20 protein-coding genes are annotated in these 20,551 nt (G+C 44.7%); 15 read left to right on the top strand and 5 right to left on the bottom strand.

Annotated features, from left to right (window positions below; genetic code table 11):
* The first annotated feature begins 1 nt into the window (after window position 1).
* From aroE to MKY54_RS08110, 7 genes are all read left to right on the top strand, one after another.
* Window positions 2-874, top strand: a complete 873-nt coding sequence (aroE, locus tag MKY54_RS08080) for a shikimate dehydrogenase (protein ID WP_339190141.1) — start codon at window positions 2-4, stop codon at window positions 872-874.
* A 67-nt stretch (window positions 875-941) separates the two neighbouring features.
* Complete coding sequence (gene yhbY, locus MKY54_RS08085) at window positions 942-1,235, top strand: ribosome assembly RNA-binding protein YhbY (protein ID WP_036675703.1); 294 nt, start codon at window positions 942-944, stop codon at window positions 1,233-1,235.
* A 36-nt stretch (window positions 1,236-1,271) separates the two neighbouring features.
* A complete protein-coding gene (locus MKY54_RS08090) occupies window positions 1,272-1,874 on the top strand; it encodes a nicotinate-nucleotide adenylyltransferase (RefSeq protein WP_339190143.1) in 603 nt (200 codons plus the stop codon).
* Window positions 1,846-2,424 carry a bis(5'-nucleosyl)-tetraphosphatase (symmetrical) YqeK gene (gene yqeK, locus MKY54_RS08095; RefSeq protein WP_076125176.1) on the top strand — a complete coding sequence of 193 codons (579 nt, stop codon included), beginning with the start codon at window positions 1,846-1,848 and terminating at the stop codon, window positions 2,422-2,424. Before MKY54_RS08090 ends, yqeK begins: the two co-directional genes overlap by 29 nt.
* On the top strand, window positions 2,421-2,768 hold the full coding sequence (rsfS, locus tag MKY54_RS08100; protein ID WP_036675699.1) for a ribosome silencing factor: 348 nt from the start codon (window positions 2,421-2,423) through the stop codon (window positions 2,766-2,768). Before yqeK ends, rsfS begins: the two co-directional genes overlap by 4 nt.
* Window positions 2,765-3,688 (top strand): S1-like domain-containing RNA-binding protein, encoded by a 924-nt coding sequence (locus tag MKY54_RS08105; RefSeq protein ID WP_248547714.1) that lies wholly within the window; start codon window positions 2,765-2,767, stop codon window positions 3,686-3,688. Before rsfS ends, MKY54_RS08105 begins: the two co-directional genes overlap by 4 nt.
* A 56-nt stretch (window positions 3,689-3,744) precedes the next feature.
* Window positions 3,745-4,515: a class I SAM-dependent methyltransferase gene (locus MKY54_RS08110; protein WP_339190146.1), complete on the top strand. Its 771-nt coding sequence runs from the start codon at window positions 3,745-3,747 to the stop codon at window positions 4,513-4,515.
* 976 nt (window positions 4,516-5,491) lie between these two features.
* On the opposite strand, the gene MKY54_RS08115 is transcribed toward MKY54_RS08110, so the two are convergent.
* Together MKY54_RS08115 and MKY54_RS08120 are read right to left on the bottom strand one after the other, a co-directional pair.
* The gene (locus MKY54_RS08115; protein WP_036675694.1) at window positions 5,492-5,650 is read right to left on the bottom strand and encodes a hypothetical protein; all 159 of its coding nucleotides are present in this window, start codon (window positions 5,648-5,650) and stop codon (window positions 5,492-5,494) included.
* Window positions 5,651-5,778: 128 nt separating this feature from the next.
* Complete coding sequence (locus MKY54_RS08120) at window positions 5,779-6,735, bottom strand: winged helix-turn-helix transcriptional regulator (RefSeq protein WP_036675692.1); 957 nt, start codon at window positions 6,733-6,735, stop codon at window positions 5,779-5,781.
* A 430-nt stretch (window positions 6,736-7,165) separates the two neighbouring features.
* Here MKY54_RS08120 and MKY54_RS08125 point away from each other — a divergent pair, with 430 nt between their 5' ends.
* From MKY54_RS08125 to MKY54_RS08150, 6 genes are all read left to right on the top strand, one after another.
* Window positions 7,166-8,482 carry an arabinan endo-1,5-alpha-L-arabinosidase gene (locus MKY54_RS08125; RefSeq protein ID WP_339190148.1) on the top strand — a complete coding sequence of 439 codons (1,317 nt, stop codon included), beginning with the start codon at window positions 7,166-7,168 and terminating at the stop codon, window positions 8,480-8,482.
* Window positions 8,479-9,954 (top strand): alpha-N-arabinofuranosidase, encoded by a 1,476-nt coding sequence (locus MKY54_RS08130; RefSeq protein WP_339190149.1) that lies wholly within the window; start codon window positions 8,479-8,481, stop codon window positions 9,952-9,954. Before MKY54_RS08125 ends, MKY54_RS08130 begins: the two co-directional genes overlap by 4 nt.
* Before the next feature lie 4 nt (window positions 9,955-9,958).
* The gene (locus MKY54_RS08135; RefSeq protein ID WP_339190151.1) at window positions 9,959-10,231 is read left to right on the top strand and encodes a DUF6171 family protein; all 273 of its coding nucleotides are present in this window, start codon (window positions 9,959-9,961) and stop codon (window positions 10,229-10,231) included.
* Between the two features lie 31 nt (window positions 10,232-10,262).
* Entirely contained in the window at window positions 10,263-11,540 is a 1,278-nt protein-coding gene (locus MKY54_RS08140) for a glycoside hydrolase family 27 protein (protein WP_143759877.1), read from the top strand.
* 12 nt (window positions 11,541-11,552) lie between these two features.
* Window positions 11,553-12,518: a family 43 glycosylhydrolase gene (locus MKY54_RS08145; RefSeq protein ID WP_339190152.1), complete on the top strand. Its 966-nt coding sequence runs from the start codon at window positions 11,553-11,555 to the stop codon at window positions 12,516-12,518.
* A gap of 111 nt (window positions 12,519-12,629) precedes the next feature.
* Window positions 12,630-14,188, top strand: a protein-coding gene (locus MKY54_RS08150; RefSeq protein ID WP_339189271.1) for an IS3 family transposase whose coding sequence is annotated in 2 segments (ribosomal slippage) — window positions 12,630-13,263 and window positions 13,263-14,188 — 1,560 coding nt in all. Because the reading frame shifts where the segments join, the coding sequence is not laid out codon by codon here.
* Window positions 14,189-14,274: 86 nt separating this feature from the next.
* On the opposite strand, the gene MKY54_RS08155 is transcribed toward MKY54_RS08150, so the two are convergent.
* Entirely contained in the window at window positions 14,275-14,802 is a 528-nt protein-coding gene (locus MKY54_RS08155; protein ID WP_076185295.1) for a hypothetical protein, read from the bottom strand.
* Between the two features lie 236 nt (window positions 14,803-15,038).
* Between MKY54_RS08155 and MKY54_RS08160 the strand changes: the two genes are divergently transcribed.
* Window positions 15,039-17,714 carry a YhgE/Pip domain-containing protein gene (locus MKY54_RS08160; protein WP_339190154.1) on the top strand — a complete coding sequence of 892 codons (2,676 nt, stop codon included), beginning with the start codon at window positions 15,039-15,041 and terminating at the stop codon, window positions 17,712-17,714.
* An 82-nt stretch (window positions 17,715-17,796) separates the two neighbouring features.
* On the opposite strand, the gene MKY54_RS08165 is transcribed toward MKY54_RS08160, so the two are convergent.
* Window positions 17,797-18,771 carry an aldo/keto reductase family protein gene (locus tag MKY54_RS08165; protein WP_076280513.1) on the bottom strand — a complete coding sequence of 325 codons (975 nt, stop codon included), beginning with the start codon at window positions 18,769-18,771 and terminating at the stop codon, window positions 17,797-17,799.
* Window positions 18,772-18,837: 66 nt separating this feature from the next.
* Here MKY54_RS08165 and MKY54_RS08170 point away from each other — a divergent pair, with 66 nt between their 5' ends.
* Window positions 18,838-19,545: an SGNH/GDSL hydrolase family protein gene (locus MKY54_RS08170; protein ID WP_076185293.1), complete on the top strand. Its 708-nt coding sequence runs from the start codon at window positions 18,838-18,840 to the stop codon at window positions 19,543-19,545.
* Between the two features lie 41 nt (window positions 19,546-19,586).
* On the opposite strand, the gene MKY54_RS08175 is transcribed toward MKY54_RS08170, so the two are convergent.
* Entirely contained in the window at window positions 19,587-20,357 is a 771-nt protein-coding gene (locus tag MKY54_RS08175) for a DeoR/GlpR family DNA-binding transcription regulator (protein ID WP_076130709.1), read from the bottom strand.
* Window positions 20,358-20,551 lie beyond the last annotated feature (194 nt).

Below are 20,551 nucleotides of genomic sequence, written 5' to 3' on the forward strand. Positions count from 1 at the left end.
ATTGTCTACAACTGCAGTCGAAGGCTACAATAGCGGTAATATTCTACTCGGTGTAATGGGAGATCCTATTATACAATCCAAATCTCCAATTATGCATGAAGCAGCGCTGCAAGCGCTGGGAATTCCGGGTGCTTATGTACCGCTTCACATCCGCCCGGAGAAGCTGGGCGATGCGGTGCAAGCGATCCGTACGCTTGGTTTCCGTGGAGTGAATGTGACGATTCCGCATAAGGTTGCGGTGATGCAATATTTGGATGTATTAGATGAGAGTGCAGTAGCCGTTGGTGCAGTCAATACGATTGTTAATGATAACGGAGTGCTCACCGGATATAATACGGATGGGATCGGTTATGTGCGTTCGCTCAAAGCGGAAGCTATTTCTGATTTGTCTGGTGTGAAGATTATGGTTATCGGGGCCGGTGGAGCAGCAAGAGGAATTGTTTCCGCACTACTTCAGGAGAAGCCTTCTTCAATCATTATTGCTAATCGCAGTGTTGATAAGGCAGAGGACTTGGCGTCACAGTGCCGGAGCAAAGGGAATGTCATCGGGATTAGCATGAACGAAGTAGCAGAAATGTTAAGTGGTGTAGACGTGCTGATCAATACTACCTCCGTAGGTATGTATCCTCATATGGATGAGACACCGATAGATCCTGGACTGCTTCGTGAAGGAATGGTCGTAAGCGATCTGATTTATAATCCGCTGCGTACGCGGCTATTGTTGGAAGGACTCGAACGGGGCTGTACGATTCATGGAGGCCTTGGTATGTTTGTCTATCAGGGAGCTTATGCACTGGAGTATTGGACAGGGCAGCCTGCACCTACGGAAATCATGCGGCAGACCATTCTCGATTGCTTGGGTGGAAATGAGTAAGAAATGGATTCATCAAGTTAGGGTAATAATAGGTAATAATATATGTTAATTAAGGAGTTATTCATTTATGTTAACTGGTAAACAAACACGGTATCTTCGTTCATTGGCGCACCATCTCGATCCTATTTTTCAAGTGGGCAAAGGTGGAGTAAATGATCACCTCGTACGCCATATTGAAGAAGCTATTGAGAAGCGCGAGCTTATGAAGATTAGTATACTGAGCAATAATATTGAGAATCCCAAGGAAATTGGCGCTGCTCTGGCTGAACAATCGGGTTCTGAGCTTGTGCAAGTGATCGGTAAGACTGTCGTTCTATACAAAGAATCACGTGATAACAAAACCATTGAGCTGCCGCGTTAATAGCTGTAAGTATACCTTACCGAGGAGGTCGTCCTCTTGAAAGTTGGAATTATGGGAGGTACCTTTGATCCTCTTCATATCGGTCATATGATGGCAGCGGAAGCCGCAAGAGATACTTATGGTCTGCAAGAGGTATGGTTTATGCCTTCACATATCCCGCCTCATAAACATGAGGCGGGTGTATCTGGAGAAGACCGACTAGCCATGGTGCAGGAAGCGGTGAAGAATCACGAAGCTTTTTGCACATTAGATTGGGAAGTTGTCAGAGGTGGCGTCTCCTATACCTATGAGACCATAAGACGTCTGCAAGAGGAGTATCCGCATTTCGATCTTTATTTCATCATTGGAGCGGATATGGTTCAGTATTTGCCGAAATGGAACGAGATTGAAGAACTGGTGCAGCGGCTTACATTTATTGGTGTGGGTCGTCCGGGAACACCTCTTGATCTAGATGCATTGCCAGACTTTATAGCAAAAAAGGTATTGCTTGCAGATATGCCACTGGTTGATATTTCGTCAACGATGTTAAGAGAACGGGCGGCAGCAGGTAAATCTATTCGTTATATGGTTCCAGAGGCAGTGTTCAATTATGTTCAAAGGAGTGGATTGTATGGCATACAGCCGCGAAGCACTGATTGAAGCGGTCTCCGCACAGATGCCTGATAAGCGCTGGAAGCATACACTCGGCGTGATGGAGACATCTATTCAACTGGCGAAGCAATATGGTGCTGACCCTGAGCGTGCAGAGACAGCAGCAATTCTGCATGATGTGGCTAAGTATTGGCCGGTTGAGCGTATGAAGGAGATCATTGAACAAAATCAATTAAATTTGGATCTTCTGGTGTATGACAAGCAGATGTGGCATTCGGAAGTAGGCGCCTTTGTAGCTGAGAAAGACTATGGGATTACGGATCCTGATATTATCAATGCGATTCGTTTCCATACCTCAGGCCGTGAAGACATGAGTTTACTTGAAAAGATCGTCTGCCTAGCTGACTACATCGAGCCTGGGCGTGATTTTCCCGGGGTTGATAAGATACGCGAGAAGGCACAAGTAAGTTTGGAAGAAGGATTAGTCGCTGGGTTCGATTCTACGATTAGTTTGTTACTGGAGAAACGCCGGGTGATTTTCCCCTTAACGGTACTGGCGCGTAATGATTTAGTTAGAATATTGGAGGATAAAATATGAGTGTACAACCAAGCAAGCTGTTAGAACTGGCCCTTAAGGCTGTTGAAGATAAAAAAGCAATGAACGTCGTGGCACTAGATCTACGTAATGTTTCACCAATCAGTGATTACTTTATCGTATGTCACGGTAACTCGGATATTCAGGTACAGGCGATCGCTACCGAAGTCCGTAAAGTGGTTCATGAAGCAGGCGGAGTGATCAAAGGGATTGAAGGCATGGATTCAGCACGCTGGGTGCTGATGGATCTTGGCGATGTTATCGTTCATATATTCCACCGCGATGAGCGTGAATATTACAATATCGAGCGTCTGTGGTCCGATGCCAAGGTTGTGGAGACTGTATGAGCCTGATTGCAGGAACTACGGTTACACTTCATGTAGAGCGGGAAGTTTCCCCATACGGATTTTTTCTGAATGCTGGAGACCAGGATGTTATGCTGCATTATACGGAGCTGACAGAGAAGGTAAAAGCCGGCGATAAAGTTGAAGTTTTCATTTTCTTTGATACCGAGGACCGTCTTGCGGCAACGATGAAAAAACCATTTCTGACGCTGGGCGAGATGGCGTTATTGGAAGTGGCTGATATTCATCCGCGTCTGGGCTGCTTTTTGGAGATGGGTCTTGGACGTCAGCTGCTGCTGCCTATCCGTGAGCTTCCAGAGCTTCCAGAGCTGCGTCCGCAGGTTGGGGACTATGTGTTTGCGATCATGGAGCATGATAAACAGGGGCGTCTGCGTGCCAAGCTGGCCGGAGAACAGGAGCTTGCTCCTCTAGCTCTGCCTGCACCTGAATCTTGGATGGGGCAGACTGTAACAGCCCGAGTGTATAAGCCGCTGCAAATGGGTACTTTTGTACTTGTGGATGCGGGTGTGCTAGGCTTTGGGATTATCGGTATGGTCCATTCCTCGGAGCGGAGCCGTCTGCTGCGTCTTGGTGAGCAGTTTGAAGCACGTGTCTCTCATATCCGTGAAGATGGACGTGTTAACCTTTCTATGGGTCTTCGTAAAGAAGTGGGGATGGATGTAGATTCCGCCGCACTTTTGGAGTTCTTAAATGCTCGTCCAGGTGGAGCGATGCCTTATTCGGATGCTACGCCGCCAGATATTATCAAACAACGATTCGGAATCAGTAAATCCGCGTTTAAGCGTGCACTTGGGAAGCTGATGAAGGAAGGCCATATTACTCAAAAAGAGAATTGGACGTATCTTGTTGCTAAGGAGAATGAAGAAGGAACAACCGAAGGACAAGAAGAAACGACGGATTAAGTTCACGATTCAATAGACGGAATTTATAAAATGTTGTTATAGAAAGCGGTGTAATTGTGTCTTCCTATGGGAAATTTGCTTATGTATACGATGAGCTTATGGCAGATATGCCGTATCCAGATTGGATATCCTTTGCTGAAGCCGCATGGAGTAAATACGGCAAGCCGTTAACTGTAGCCGAGCTTGGCTGCGGAACTGGAAGTATTACAATTCCTTTGGCGGGTTCAGGATATCATATGACCGGAATCGATTTATCTTCTGATATGCTCTCAGTGGCACAGCGCAAAATGGAGGAGCATCCCCAGGGACGGCGTTTTTTGCGCGAAGGCAGTGTTCGTTGGATTAGACAAAACATGAAGGAATGGGAGCTTCCGGAGCTGGTGGATTCTGTAATTTCCTTTTGTGATTGTCTGAATTATGTGTTGGAAGAGGATGACATCAGCGCTGTTTTTGCCAGTACCTATGCAGGGTTAAAGCAAGGCGGAACCTTCCTGTTCGATGTGCATCATCCAAACACACTAATTCGTTATGAAGAAGAACAGCCCTTTATTCTGGACGAGCCATCTGTTTCTTATATTTGGACTTGTGAGATGGATGTTCCACGCCGCGAAATTGAACATCATCTGTCCATTTTTGCCCGTGAAGACGGACATAGCGAACGCTATCGCCGATTCGAAGAGACCCATATTCAGCGCGCCTACGATCCTAACTGGATGAAGGAAGAGCTGCTTAAGGCTGGGTTTAGTGATGTGAAGATCTACGCCGATTTCGAGTGGGTAGAGGCAGAAGATGATGCTGAACGATTATTTTATGTAGCTATAAAATAATTATTCAAAATGTTAAGAGGGGCTGTCCCATAAGCTATGAAAATAGCTGCTGGGACAGCCCCTTTTTTTGACTTTAGCTTATTGCTGGCGGAAGCGAGTGGAATGCTGCTGTTAGAAGCACATAGGTTGACGCTGCCGGAAACAAGTAGGTTCTCGCTATTGAATGCTCATGCATTGCCGCTTTGCGGAAGCGTGTGGGTTCTCGCTCTCGAATGCTCATATATTGCCGCTTTGCGGAAGCGTGTAGGTTCCCGCTCTCGAATGCTCATATATGCCCATTGCGGAAGCGTGTGGGTTGCCGCTCTCGAATGCTCATGCATTACCGATTGCGGAAGCGTGTGGATTCCCGCTATCGAATGCTCATGCATTACCCTTTACGGAAGCGTGTGGGTTTTCACTACCCAACACGCATGCATGCACAACTACCATCAGATATACGTATTAGTAGTAGCGATCGGACCCAGCGGACCTTATACGCAGCATTTTCCAATATTTTGGGTGCTATCGGACTCCATTGCAGCTATTGGCTTGAAAAACGTCCAATATTGGTCTTTTTCCAATGGATAGCGTCACTGGAGTCCGAAAACATGCTCCAAGAGCTAAAAATATGCAAATAACGTCATCTGGGTCCGTAAGCCACGTAAGTCACGTAAGCCGCGTAAGCCACGTAAGTCACGTAAGCCACGTAAGCCGCGTAAGCCAGTAAGCCACGTAGCCACGTAAGCCGCGTAAGTCACGTAAGTCACGTAAGCCGCGTAAGACACGTAAGCCACGTAAGCCACGTAAGCCACGTGAGATGATGGAGACAAGGTTGGAGCAACCAGCCAGAGACCCAATCATAAACAGCGCTTCTCCGATATCAGGAGAAGCGCTGTTTTTTTATGACATCATCTGTTGGAGCAGCTTGTAATTGCGCCAACATAAGAAATACAAAATAAACCGGGCAGTGTTCATACCACCCGGCATCTTCCAATCCTTACCGATGCTCAAACAGATCAATGGCACCCAATACGACATGAGCCAGACCAAATCCAAGTACGCCTGTTGCTGCCATCTTATACTTGCTTCCAAGAAAAGCGGCGCTAGAAGCGGTTACGACGGTTCCAAGAACAGCGGGAATTAGACCTTCACGCATTCGAAACACTCCTTCTCGGTGGTTTGGGAGACAAAGTTATTATGGTTCAATATCGAAAAAATATACGAAGCACAAAAAGACCCTAAATCAGCGTTAGCTGAATCTAGGGTCTTTTTATTTAAGCGGGGTTACTCTGCTATTATAACAGCGTTACGAGGGAGGCCCTCTCCAACTTCATGTACATCATACAACACACGTGCCAGTAGGTCCTGGCTATAATTGCCGAAATGTTTTCCGTAAATCGTGAGTCCACGTTTGTTTGTAGGCTTGTCGGTTACTGCGATACGGAAAGTGAGTTCACTTTTGTAATCCAATTGGATATCATCAAGGGTCACGTCAGAAATCCGACAGCCATCAATAAAGCTGCCTTCATTATTGATACGGATCAGCTTCAGCATACCGTATTGGTTTAGGTGCGGAGGCCACCAATCGGGGTTAAATGTTCCCCGGGTATCTCCGAAATCGCCAGGGCTAGTCCAGAATCCGATTTCAATTCCATTTAAATAGAAATAAAGGTCGGACGGATAGTTATCGTTAGACCCAGGAGCTTCAGAGCCGATCTCCATCGAGAACTGAATTTCGCGGAACGTTTGGTTGGCTTTAAGGTAGTTCGGAATTCTATATTCGAGGAACCCTTCAGCCATCCAAATAATTTCGGATTCAATTCGCTGCGGATCTGCAAAATAACGCGGCTCGTCGAAATCCCCGATGATGCTGTCTTTGGTAGCCAGTCCACAAGTTGGAACAGCCTGATAGTTGCTGTAATGACCTACTTGAATTTCTACTTCGTAAAGATTATCAACATCCTTGCTGCGAAGGTCAACAATAAGCTTGTCCTTATTTAAATAGCAGACCTTTTGAATACCGTGTTTACCCACTGATGTGTTTATCTCAATGAGACCGCTTTCTTCTAACTTTTTAATATGCATGGTGATGGCGCCGTTGCTGAGGTTCAGTTTTTTGGCAATTTCATTAAGGTTCAAGGCTTGATTGGTGGCAAGGAGCTCTAAAATGAGGATTCTGATTTCTGAGCTTAGTGCCTTAAAAATTTCTAATCCACTCATTAAATCTTTAATATAGATCATTTTATCAATACCTTCTTCCGATTACGTCATAAATTATACTATTTTATAAAATTATAAACTAATAAGGCATATAAATAAAGTATACTTCCTTATTTTGTAGAATGTACGAATATAAGAGGGATTTTTGGCATGATTTTTATTTGATTTAGTAAAATTTAAACATATAAAGAATTAATCTAAAGAAAAAGGCTGTTATTTCGCCATAATTCATTTATTTCGAGTTTAATTTTATATAAATATAAAAAGGTTTATAGAAATATATTTACAAGGCTTTTTATATATGTTATTTTATATTGTAAGCGAATACATATTTTTTCATTTTAAATTTAATATTTATTGCTGTTCAATCTGTTGCTATTTCTGAGGTGATAATTTAATGGTAAAAAAAACATCAGATCTTGTCTTTCCAAGTTCCCCGGGGAACATGCCAATGTATGATCTATCAGTGATTGATATCGAGTCTTTATGGACGATTCACAACACACATGATCCAGGCATTATTAAAACAGATGAGGGTTACTATGTTTTTTCTACCGACATAAGAGTCGGAGGAGAATTACGTCCAGGCGTAATGGTTCGGAAATCACAGGATCTTATCCATTGGGAATGGGTTCATTATGCGCTGCCGGGAATTCCCCAAGTTGCGAAGGAATGGGCAGGGGCTACTAATTTATGGGCACCCGATGTGGTGAAATACGGTGAACAGTATCGAATGTATTACTCGGCCTCATCTTTCGGAAGTAGACAATCACTAATCGGACTTCAAACTTCAGCTTCTATTGAGGGACCTTGGACCGATGAAGGTGTAGTGATTCAGACGCGTGCTGAAGATTCACTGAATGCGATTGATGCCAATGTGCTTACGGATGCAGATGGGCGAATGTGGATGGTGTATGGTTCTTTTTTTGGTGGAATTCATATCATTGAGCTGAATGCGGAAACAGGCAAACCGAAGCAAGAAGGTTTTGGTACGCTGATCGCTAAACGGGATAATACCATTAAAGATGGAGCAGTTGAAGGACCGTACATAGTGTATAACGAGCAATTCAAAAAATACTATTTGTTCGTCTCCTATGACTCCCTGTTTGAGGATTATAACGTTCGTGTCGCTCGTGCAGATACTATTACCGGCCCATATGTGGATTATAACGGACGAGATATGACTGATAGTGCGCATCAACCCCGATATGAGGTCGGCAATAAAATACTGGGTGGCTATCGCTTTGGACAAGATCCAGGTTGGATAGCTCCCGGCCATAACTCAGTTCTTCATGAGGATGGCAGCTATTATATAGTTCATCATGCACGTGGTGAAATCGATAAACATTGGTCCTATTTACAGGTTCGTCGAATTCTGTGGACAGAGGATGGTTGGCCTGTTGTATCTCCAGAACGGTATGCGGGTGAAGTGGAACAGGATATTCCAGAACAGCTAATCGCAGGACAGTGGGAATGGATTGTAATGGACCCCCCAGCGGATGGCCAGATTCAGTCTGCCGTCATAAGTCTATCCTCTGACTTTAAGCTGGAAGGTGCGAATGGAAAGGGAAGCTGGTCTTTTGATGGATGCAGAGTCCTGACCTTGGTCTGGAATGATGTTGTCGAGGGTGAAGGCCGGATAGAGAAGGTGCAATTGCTTCCGTCATGGGATTGGGAGAAAGAAACTCAGACCCTTGTATTTACTGGATTAAATGAAAATGGAATTTCCATCTGGGGTAAGCAAAAGAATGGAGAAGAGAATAGATGACTACGATCAAGCTACATGCAGGTAAAGGAATTAATAAGATCAGCAAATATCTATATGGTCATTTTGCCGAGCATTTGGGCAGATGTATCTATGACGGGATCTATGTGGGGGAAGATTCACCGATTCCGAACACCAAGGGCTTCCGCAATGACATCCTAGCAGCACTCAAAAAAGTTAATATTCCTGTCCTTCGTTGGCCGGGGGGCTGTTTTGCCGATGAGTATCATTGGAAGGATGGCGTCGGTCCAAAAGAAACCCGTAAGCGGATGGTGAATACGCACTGGGGCGGTGTCGTCGAGAATAATCATTTTGGGACGCATGAATTTTTTGAATTATGTGAGTTGCTGGATTGTGAACCGTATATCTGCGGGAATGTTGGCAGTGGCACTGTTCAGGAGATGTCGGAGTGGGTTGAATATATGACCTTTGAAGGCGAATCACCGATGGCGGACTGGCGTCGTGAAAATGGGCGTGAAGAGCCGTGGAAGTTGAAGTATTTTGGTGTAGGTAATGAGAACTGGGGCTGCGGCGGCAATATGCGTCCAGAATATTATGCAGATTTGTACAGACGTTACCAGACATATGTGCGCAATTATGGTGCAAATCAGATCTATAGAATCGCTGGTGGCGCCAACGTTGATGATTATAATTGGACGGAAGTGCTAATGCGCGAAGCTGGACGGTTTATGGATGGTCTCAGTCTTCATTCGTATACGATTCCTGGAAGCTGGGAAGAGAAACGTTACGCTTTAGGTTTTGACGAAGCCGAATGGTTTGAGACTATGCAAAAAACCTTGCATATGGATGAATTGATTACTAAACATTCAGCGGTTATGGATAAATATGACCCGGATAAGCGGGTTGGAATGATTATAGATGAGTGGGGAACTTGGTTCTTCAGTGAACCTGGTACGAATCCAGGGTTCCTGTATCAGCAGAATACACTCAGAGATGCATTGGTAGCAGGGGTAACGCTGAATATTTTCCAAAAGCATAGCAGTCGTGTGCAAATGGCGAATTTGGCTCAAGTGGTCAATGTACTGCAAGCCCTTATCCTGACGGAGGGCGACAAGATGATTCTAACGCCTACCTATCATGTATTTGAAATGTACAAAGAGCATCAGGATAATGAACTGCTTGAAGTTACTATTGAGAGCCCTGATTATACGTTTGGGGAGCTTACAATTCCACAGATTAGCGTTTCTGCATCTCGTGATACGAATGGCAAAGTATATGTTTCACTCTGTAACCTGAGCCATAATGACAGCGCATCGCTAAGTATTGGTATTGAAGAGGTTAGCTTTAGCAAAGTGACAGGTCAGATTTTAACGCATTCCGTGCTGGGAGCGCACAATACGTTTGAGGCACCGGATACAGTTACTCCAGTAGCTTTTGAGGGTGCGTCTTTATTAGGTGAAAAGCTGAGCTGCGAGCTTCCACCTGCTTCCGTGGTAGTCTTGACTCTGGAATAACATCATGTCAGATAACCAAGAAAAAAACCGTCGCTGCAAAAGCTGTGATGAGAACATGAGAATAAGCCCAGAAAAACTGGAGCGTTTAATAGAGATAGCCACTAGAGAAAGACCTTTAGCGCCGGAGGAGCAATATTTGCAGCGTATTGAACATTGCCGAGATTGCTCTGGCCTGCAATTTGGTAGCACTTGCCGTTATTGCGGCTGTCTCGTAGAGGTAAGAACAAGATTGCAGGACTCTACTTGCCCCTATCCCTCGGCACCTCGCTGGGAGTGAATACTAAGTTTTTGAAAAGGACGTGAAAATCATCACACAAAATTTGTTAGCTGCTACGCCCCCGATGGGCTGGAATAGTTGGGATTGTTACGGAGCCAGTGTAAATGAAGAAGAAGTAAGAGGCAACGCAGAATATATGGCTACCCATTTGAAGGACTTTGGTTGGGAATATGTAGTTGTGGATATTCAGTGGTATGAGCCTGGAGCAAATTCTTCGCAGTACCGCAACTTTGTACCGCTGGTTATGGATGAGTACTCCAGACTTCAACCTGCTGAGAACCGGTTTCCTTCCGCAGCGGGAGGCAAAGGGTTTGCGCCACTCGCTGAATATGTACATGGATTGGGTTTGAAATTCGGCATACACATTATGCGCGGAATCCCGCGTCAGGCTGCTCATGCAGCCAGTGCCATTCTAGGATCTGAGCAAACCGCACGCGATGTGGCTCATCCAAATTCTATTTGTCCATGGAATACGGACATGTATGGAGTAGATGCTTCAAAAGAAGGCAGTCAGGCGTATTATGACTCGCTGTTCCAGTTGTATGCCAGTTGGGGTGTGGATTATGTGAAAGTGGATGATATTGCCGCTTCTCGCATTTATGGATATCACAAAGAAGAAGTTGCTATGATCCGTAAGGCTATTGACCGCAGCGGTCGCGAGATGGTACTCAGTCTTTCGCCTGGACCTGCTCCAGTGGAAGAGGCTGAACACTTAGCCGGACACGCTAACCTTTGGAGAATGACCGATGATTACTGGGATCATTGGCATTTGCTGCGCGGGATGTTTGAGCGCTGTGAGAAATGGGCTCCTTATGTGCAGCCGGGCCATTGGCCGGATTGTGACATGCTGCCGTTAGGTCATCTGGGCATTCGTTCTGTAGATGGCGGGGGAGACCGGTTCACGCGGTTTACTCATGACGAGCAGGTCACCATGATGACACTATGGAGTATTTTCCGCTCCCCGTTAATGTTTGGAGGAGAACTTCGGGACAATGACGATTGGACATTATCTTTATTGACCAATAAGGAAGTGCTTCATCTGCATCGTTATGGTAAAGGCGGCAGTCAGGTAGCGCTAAATGAGGCGCATGCGATCTGGACATCTGAGGATGAACAAGGTAACCACTATGTAGCTTTGTTTAATCTTAGCGATGAAGCTTTAACGCTTCAGGTGTCGTTCGAGCAACTTAAGGTTTCAATTCCTAACACTATACGTGATCTATGGCAGAGCCGCGATTTGGAAGTGGTTAACGAAGGTATTTCTCAAACTCTTCCACAGCATGGTTCTGTATTGTTAAAGTTTAAATAGAGGAGAGAGATTATGAATACGAGTGTAGAATATAAAAATCCATTGGTGGAGCAACGTGCTGATCCATGGGTATATAAACATACAGATGGTTATTACTACTTTATTGCTTCTGTTCCAGAATACGACCGGATCGAAGTACGGAGAGCAACAACAATCGAGGGATTGGCTGCTGCAGAACCGGTTGTAGCTTGGCGTAAATATGAGACGGGTCCGCTTAGTGCAAACATTTGGGCACCAGAGCTCCATTATATTGACGGGAAATGGTACATTTATTTCGCAGCGGCGCGTACTACGGAGACGAAGGATGGATTATTCGATCACCGTATGTTTGCTCTTGAGAATGAATCTGCCAATCCTTTAGAAGGAACATGGGTAGAAAAAGGCCAGGTAAAAACCGCTTGGGAATCCTTTGCATTGGATGCAACCACCTTTCAACACAAAGGAAAATTGTATTATGTATGGGCACAGAAGGACCTGAATATTGAGGGGAATTCTAATCTGTATATTTCGGAAATGAGTAATCCATGGACGCTAACCGGTCCTCAGACCATGATTGCTACTCCTGAATATGACTGGGAGATTATTGGGTACAAGGTAAACGAAGGAGCTGCAGTGCTTAAACGTAACGGCCGTATCTTTATCAGCTTCTCGGCTAGCGCTACGGACTTCAATTACTGCATGGGACTTTTGGTTGCAGATGAGGACAGCGACCTGCTGGATGCCACTTCATGGACCAAACTGCCGGAACCGGTATTCCAGACCAATGAAGAGAATGGACAATATGGACCGGGTCATAACAGCTTTACTGTAAATGAAAATGGGGAAGATGTACTCATCTACCACTGCCGCAATTATAAAGAAATTACCGGCGATCCGCTGTACGACCCGAACCGTCATACTCGTGCTCAAATCTTCCATTGGAATGAAGATGGTACGCCGAATTTTGGGGTTCCCGTTAAGGATGCAGCTAAACAATAATTCGTTAAGGAAATAAAAAAAGAGGGTTACTTATAAGCCATGTGTGATATGCTCCCCATATAGTAGACAGGTGAAATAATAAAAACCTGTCGCTGTATGGGGAGCATTTTTATGGAACAAAAGAAGTTTACAGCACTGGAAAAGTTAACGATTCTCCAAGAAATTGAACGGGGCGACATTGGTTTGAAAACTGCGACCCGGAAGTATGGAATATCCAAAAACTCATTAGTGAAGTGGCGGCAACGTTATCAATTGTATGGATACGAAGGGCTGGAAGTCCGAAGCTACAATCGTACATATTCTGCAGAACTTAAACTCCATGCCGTTAAGGACTATCTCGAGGGAGGATTGTCGCAAAACCAAATCATCTGCAAGTATAAGATTGCAAGTTCAACCCAACTCGCCAACTGGATTAGGAAGTATAATGGTCATAGCAACAGCTTAACAGCTCATTCAGGAGGAACTAAAGCTATGACCAAAGGACGCGTAACCACTTGGAAGGAACGGATAAATATCGTGCTGTACTGCCTTTCGAACAGAGAAGACTATGCGAAGACGGCAAGCCATTTTCACGTGTCTTACCAACAAGTATATAGCTGGGTAAAGAAGTACGAAGCTGGTGGTGAAGAGGCGTTACGAGACGGTAGAGGACGCACTAAAGCGCCTGAAGAACTTACGGAAGCAGATCGCCACAAACTCGCGATGCAAAAGCTGGAATACGAGAATGCACGCCTGCGTGCGGAGAATGCTTTTCTAAAAAAGTTAGAGGAACTCGAAAGGAGGAGGCGTTAAGGACCATTCGCCAGGTGAACATCTACCTGGCCATTCAGGCCGTACAGCAGGAACAGTCTTGCTCCATTCGGCTTTTGTGTGACATCGCAGGGATTTCACGGTCAAGTTATTACAAATGGTTGAATCGCAAACCCAGTTCTCGAGAGGCTGACAACGAGAAACTGACAGAGGCTATGCTCCTCTTGTATGAGAAGGTGGAACGAACCTTTGGGTATCGCCAATTGACCCTGCATTTGCGCAGACAAATGGATAAATCTATTAACGCAAAGCGAGTGTACCGGCTGATGAGATGCCAAGGCATCCAATCAGTCATCCGCAGAAAGAGAAAGAAGTATGTAGGCTCCACGCCTCAGCAGGTTGCAGAGAATGTGCTGAACCGTAATTTTGAGGCTGAAGCTCCAAACCAAAAATGGGTAACGGATGTAACGGAATTCAAATACGGCAACGGCAAGAAGGCGTATTTAAGTGCAATAAAAGATCTGTATGACAAGTCGATTGTTGCTTACGTTCTGGGTCATTCCAATAATAATTCGCTAGTTTTTAACACACTGGAATTAGCTTTGAAGGCAGCACCGGAGAGCCGAACCTTACTCCATAGCGACCGTGGTTTTCAGTATACCTCTCTGCATTTTAAAAAGATGCTGGACGATGCAGAACTGAAGCAAAGCATGTCCCGAGTAGGCTGCTGCATTGACAATTCGCCGATGGAATCCTTCTGGGGAACATTGAAATGTGAGAAGTACTACTTACATACCTACCAGACCTTTGAAGAACTCCAAACAGATATTGATACCTACATTCACTTTTACAATAACGAACGGTTACAGGCAAAACTAAACGGCCTCAGTCCCATTGAATTTAGGACTAAGGCCGCTTAAACTACTTTTATTTTTTGTGCTGTCTACTTGACGGGGTGCAGTTCATGTGCATGGCTGCTGAGTAACCCTCTTTCTTATGTTGCACCTTAAGGTATATATTGTTGAACGATAGAAGTAATTACGCCGTCCTGAATGGTGATGTGATACGGAAACTGGCTCAAGTCGATGACATCCGTTTTATTAAATTGATCCATAAATTGCTGTAAGGTGATGGACTCATTCCAGTTGATATCCAAGTCATCCATATTGCCAGTGTGATCAAAAATTTGCATCGTCACTGTGGCGTTATCCGCAATCGGATAAGTTGTCAGAGTATCAACATCATTTACAATATAATAACTGTCTGGAGCTCCGCCTATTTCTGCTGCAGCTTCTGGATCTCTTTCAGCAAAGATTCGATCGGCATCAGCACCCTGATACCAGTTTATTTCATCGGTCGTACCGGAGAGCTTGCCATGGTCGGATTCAATAGTATGAAAGTAAACTGTTTGATGCTGGGTCTTGTCACTATCTTGCGCATCTACCCGTGTTCCAACGGTACTTGCAGAAGTAATGAGGGAAAGAAACAACAGAACAACAACCGGTAACACATACGCTGACTTTTTCTTAAACATTATTAATCTCCCCCTTGAGATATGTAAGACGTTGTATAAAACTTATTACCCGCTCTGTTTTTTCTTAAACGGGTTTTATATTACTCTTTACGTGAGAAGAGCAGTTTTTGTTGCATTTTTTTAAAAGTTTTTTTAAAAAGCAATGAGAAGTCATGAGTTCCCTAAAATGAATAGTAAAAGCTTGTCTCCTCGGGCATATTAAAATATCAAAACATGCAGATTAGGGGGAGCAGCGAATGGGCGGAATACTACGGATTTATAGGAGCGATTGGCGTAACTTATTCAGAGTTCCTGTGGCCGTATTGCTGGTTGCCGCTTTGGTGGTATTGCCCTCCGTGTATGATTGGGTGAACGTTGCGTCAGTATGGGATCCTTATAGCAATACTTCTGGCATTAAAATTGCTGTTACCAGCTTAGATGAAGGTACTAAGGTGCAGGAGAAGGATTTTAATATCGGCAATGAGGTCATGGAAAGTCTTCGGAGCAATAAAAACTTGGGCTGGACCTTTGTAGATGCAGAGACTGCACATAATGGTGTCAAACGCGGAGACTACTATGCCAGTATTGTTATCCCTGCTAATTTCTCCAAACGAATGACTGGAATTCTTGAAGGAACGATTGTGAAACCAGAGATCGAATATACCGTCAATGAGAAAATAAATGCGATTGCTCCTAAAATCACGGATAAGGGCGCCACTTCAATCACCACACAGATCAGTGAGAATTTCACGGAAACGATTAGTGAGACGGTATTTACTGTTTTAAGTCAAATCGATAAGGAATTTCAATCTGAATTGCCCATTATACGCAAGGTAGAAAAAGGATTGTTTAAATTAGAGGCGAGCCTGCCAGAAATTGAAACCGCAGGTAAACGAGTATTAAAAATTCAGGAAAATTGGCCGCAGATTCATGCCTCAGCAGAGCGTATTTCCACATTGGAGAATAAGCTGCCAGAGGTGGAAAAAGCGGGTGAGGCTTTAGAGAAAATTGCTGAGCATTGGCCGCAAATCGCGAGTACCTTAGATCATTTAGGGGGGCTACAGGACAAGCTGCCCAAGATTGAAGAAGCGGCACAGCTAATCGTTCAACTTGATAACCATTATGGTGAAGTTGAACAGATCATGGCTCAGGCCTCGCAAGGTCTTACGGAAGCGCATAAAATCGTTAATGCTGCCTTAACAGCACTGCCTGAGGCAGAAAAGATTGCCACTGCCGGAAATGATTTTGTTCTGGAGCTTCAACAATTTTTGGAGAAGAGCAGTGCTGCATTTGAAGCTGTTCCAGCAGCTGTCAAACAGAATCTTAATCTCCTACAGCAAACGGAGAGCTCAGTGGTCAAGCTTGCTGAACAGTTAAAGGGAGAGGATAACGAGCCACAAGCTGTACGTGAGCAGTTGGAGGTACTCTCAGCACAGTTGGCTGCAGGAAGCAGCGTGATTGAACACACACTTTCTATGTTAAATGCATTGAACACATTTTCCCCTGAAACAGTGTCTATTGCTGATCTTGCGGCATTGAAAGGTGTAGACAGTGTTTTGAACAGTCAGAAGTCCTTGGTAAATGCTATGGCGGCTGACCTTCAGAATAAGGATAACGCTGATTCCAGTGCAATTAACCAATTGTTCCTAAAGTCTGGTCTTGGGAAGCTGGCAATTGCGAAGCTTATCTCTGGGTATGATTCGTTAACTATCCCTGCCATAAAAAATACACTGGAGCAAATAACTTCGGCGGCAGATGTCACAGCCACCGCATTGCAGCAGGTGCCAGATCGTATACCCGCGCTGGGTACCCTACTGGAAGAGACGATGTCGGCGATTGAGTTCGGGCAGACAAGCTTAGCTAGTCTGCAGCAGGATTTGCCAGCTATACGCGAAGCGGTCCACACAGCAGCCAGTGGGGTTGCCGATCAGACCCAGGGCTTTGGTGCTTTCATCCGAGGTACACTTCCGCTATTGGAGAGCAGCTTACCTACTGCAGGGGAAAAGATACAGCAAGCTGCGAATTTCGTGCGTCAGGATCTGCCTACTGTAGAAGAGCGGGTTCATCAGGTCTCGGAGTTGATTCGTACAGGACTCCCCCGTGCAGACAAAGGAGTGGCGCTTGCCGCAGATTTGGTGAGAAATGATCTTCCAGTACTGGAAGACTCGATTCGAAAAGCCGCCTCCACGATCCGCCAAATTAAAGAAGAGATTGATCTGGGGGAAATTGCGCAACTGCTCGGAGGAGATATTAAGAGCAAAAGTGATTTTTTGGCCAATCCGGTAGTGTTAAAAGAGAATAAGTTATATCCCATTCCGAATTACGGCTCAGCAATGACTCCTTTTTATGTCGTACTTTCCTTATGGGTCGGAGGCACACTGCTTGTCTCTCTTCTCCGCACAGGTGTGGATACGGGGGGGCTAACGTATAAAAGATATCAACTGTATTTTGGCCGCCTGCTGACCTTCCTTACGGTGGGAATTCTTCAGGGGCTGGTGGCTGTCCTGGGCAACATTTTTATTCTGCACTGTTATGTGGTGAATAAGGTGTGGTTTGTACTTTTTGGAGTGTTAATCAGCATCGTGTTCGTAACCATTGTATTTACGCTTGTCGCTGTATTTGGCAACCTGGGAAAAGGAATAGCAATCGTGTTCATGGTGCTTCAATTCTCTAGCTCCGGCGGTACATTTCCGATTAGTACGACTGGGCGTTTTTTTCAAATATTAAATCCGTATATGCCGTTTACCTATGCAATTAGTCTGATGCGGGAGGCGGTTGGGGGAATTCTGCCGGAAGTGGCGATTCGTGATGTGATTTATTTGATTATCTTCGGTGTGCTGGCACTCTTGCTGGCATTACTCCTCAAGAAACCACTGGAGCCTTTTATCCATAAGGCTTCTGAACAAGCCGAAGAGTCTAAATTGATTTCTTAAAGAAAAAGAGGATGTGCCTAAGCCATGGTGATGGCTTTTGGCACAACCTCTTTTGTGTACTATATGGCAATTGTGCAAAAGGTTATCTGGCAGGAGCAAAATCAGCTACCGGCTTAAGAATCTCCTCGATTTGCTGTAAAGTATCTGCGGAGAGTACCGTATCTACAGCTTTAGCATTTTCTGCAACTTGCTCTGGTTTACTGGCACCAATTAATGCTGAACTTACACCAGGCTGGCGTAGAATCCATGCCAATGCCAATTGCGAAAGCTTCAGGTCTAAACTGTGAGCGAGTTCATCCAGCTGTCCAACCACAGACAACACATCATCACGGAGGTAGCTGGAGATCACACCATTAACTGAATTATCCGCTGCACGGGTTCCTGCTGGAGGTTGTTGCCCCGGTTTATATTTGCCAGTCAGAATTCCTTGCGCTAGAGGAGAGAAGACCACTTGGCCCAGCCCCTCACGCTGGGATACTTCAAGGACCTCATCTTCAATATAACGTTCGAACATATTATAGATGGGTTGATTCGAGATCAGTGGACGCAGGTTCAGTCTGCGGCTGATACCAGCTGCATTGGAGATTTGGGCTGCGCTCCATTCGCTAACAGCGGAGTAGAGAATCTTACCTTGAGCCGTCAGATCATCCAGCGCGCGTAGAGTCTCCTCTACAGGGGTCTCTGTATCAAAGCGATGACAAAAATATACATCAATATAATCGGTGCCTAAGCGGCGGAGGCTGGCTTCACATTGCTCCATAATATGCTTCCGGGACAAACCACGGTTATTAACATCGTCTCCCATGGGGAAAAAGACCTTTGTACTTAGCACATAAGATGATCTTTCATAGGAGCGTAGAGCAGCACCCATCGCTTTTTCGCCTTCACCACGGTTATATGCATTAGCCGTATCAAAGAAATTGATACCGCATTCAAAAGCTTTGCTGATACAAGCATCGGCTGCCTTTTGCTCTGCTGCTGTTCCATATGTAAGCCAACTGCCTAGTCCGATCTCACTGATTTTGAGCCCTGAATTGCCTAGTCTTCTATATTTCATTTTTCTCTTTCCTCCTTGTATTCTATATGATAACTTTACTTGTATTATAGGAGACATTCAAGTTGAATGATTAATATACTAGTAATCAAGGAGATGAAAGATTCAATGACTAATCCAGCTACTAAAAAATCAAAAGTGATCTTATTTCAGGGTGACTCCATTACGGATGGGAATCGGGGTCGTGATGAAGACCCGAATCATATTCTTGGGCATAGCTATGCGTATATCATCGGAGGCAAGCTAGGGAATGAGCGGGCAGAAGATAATCTGGTATTCTATAACCGCGGAGTGAGTGGAGATCGAATCTCCGATTTATATGCACGCTGGAATGAAGATGCAATTAGCTTGCAGCCTGACATCATTAGTATATTGATTGGGGTTAACGATATTTGGAGAATGATGAAAGGGGAACCAAGTGGAGTTACGGACCGTTTTGAACGCGCTTACCGTCATGTACTTGAAGAAACACGTGAAGTTCTGCCACATACGAAGCTGATTTTATGTGAGCCTTTTATTTTAAATACCGGAGCTCCAGCTGAACAGTGGTCAGAATGGGAAGCGAAGATTAGACATTATCAGGGAGTGGTTAAGCAGCTGTCTGAGCAATTTGATACGGTCTATGTACCTTTACAGGATGCTTTCAATGCAGCTGCGGAGAGAGCAGAAGCAGCCTACTGGCTGTGGGATGGCGTTCATCCGACGACTGCCGGGCATGATCTGATTGCTGGGGAATGGCTGAAGGTCGTCTTGGAAAGGGGGCTTTTAAACAACTAAGTTATAAAGTTATTATCTCTCTTTATCTATGCACCTGCTGATCACTCAGCGGGCGCATAGATAAGAGATACATGGTAATTATTTAAGAAATCGGTCCATTCCTCAGAAGGCTTCTGATCTGTAACGATATAATCCACTCTATCAAAGCTGAACAACTTAATGAACGCAGTCCGGTCAAATTTGGAGTGATCTACGAGCAGAACCACTTTATTTGCCTGCTGCTGCATAAGCACCTTCAGTTCGCTTTCTTCTTCATTTGAATCACTTAGCCCGCCTGTCATGGACAATGCTTTACAGCTGAATATGGCTACATCCACATTATATTTTCGAATCGTCTGTGAAGCGGTATTTCCAACAAAGGAGCTGGTCTCGGGGCCTAAAATTCCACCTGTGGAAATCAGCTTTTGACCGGAGTGTTGAAATTCGGATAATACCACCAGAGAGTTCGTAATAATTGTCAGATTATTTTTCTCCTCAATAATTCTACGCAAGGCTTCAAACACCGTTGAGCTCGTATCCGTCACCAAGCTGTCTCCATCATTGATTAATTGCAGTACATTATCGGCTATGATTCGCTTTGCTTCAATATTGACCTGATGTCTGCTGATGTAGGAAGGATCTTCATTGGTATGGGCGTTGAGAATGGCTCCACCATAATTTTTTTTGGCAAGACCTTCTTTGTCCAGTTTATCTAGATCCCGCCGAATGGTCTCTTCCGAGACGTTGAATTTTTGCGCTAGCTCTGCGACATGGACCTTCTTCTGTCTGTAAAGCTCTTTAATAATTAGATCCCGTCGTTCAAATGCTTTCATTCATTCACTCACCTTTATATATAAATCGTCTGCTTTCTAGTGTACTACATTGTTGTTTAAATCTAAAAATAATTACATATTCACATAAAACCACAATATATAATAATTATATCACATAAAACCACACTTTTGTTTAGGTAATATGTTGTTTTGTGTTGACTAAAGCGCTTGCAGATTTTATGATGAAGGAGAAA

The sequence above is a fragment of the Paenibacillus sp. FSL P2-0121 genome (assembly GCF_037975345.1).
Lineage (GTDB): Bacteria > Bacillota > Bacilli > Paenibacillales > Paenibacillaceae > Paenibacillus_AQ > Paenibacillus_AQ odorifer.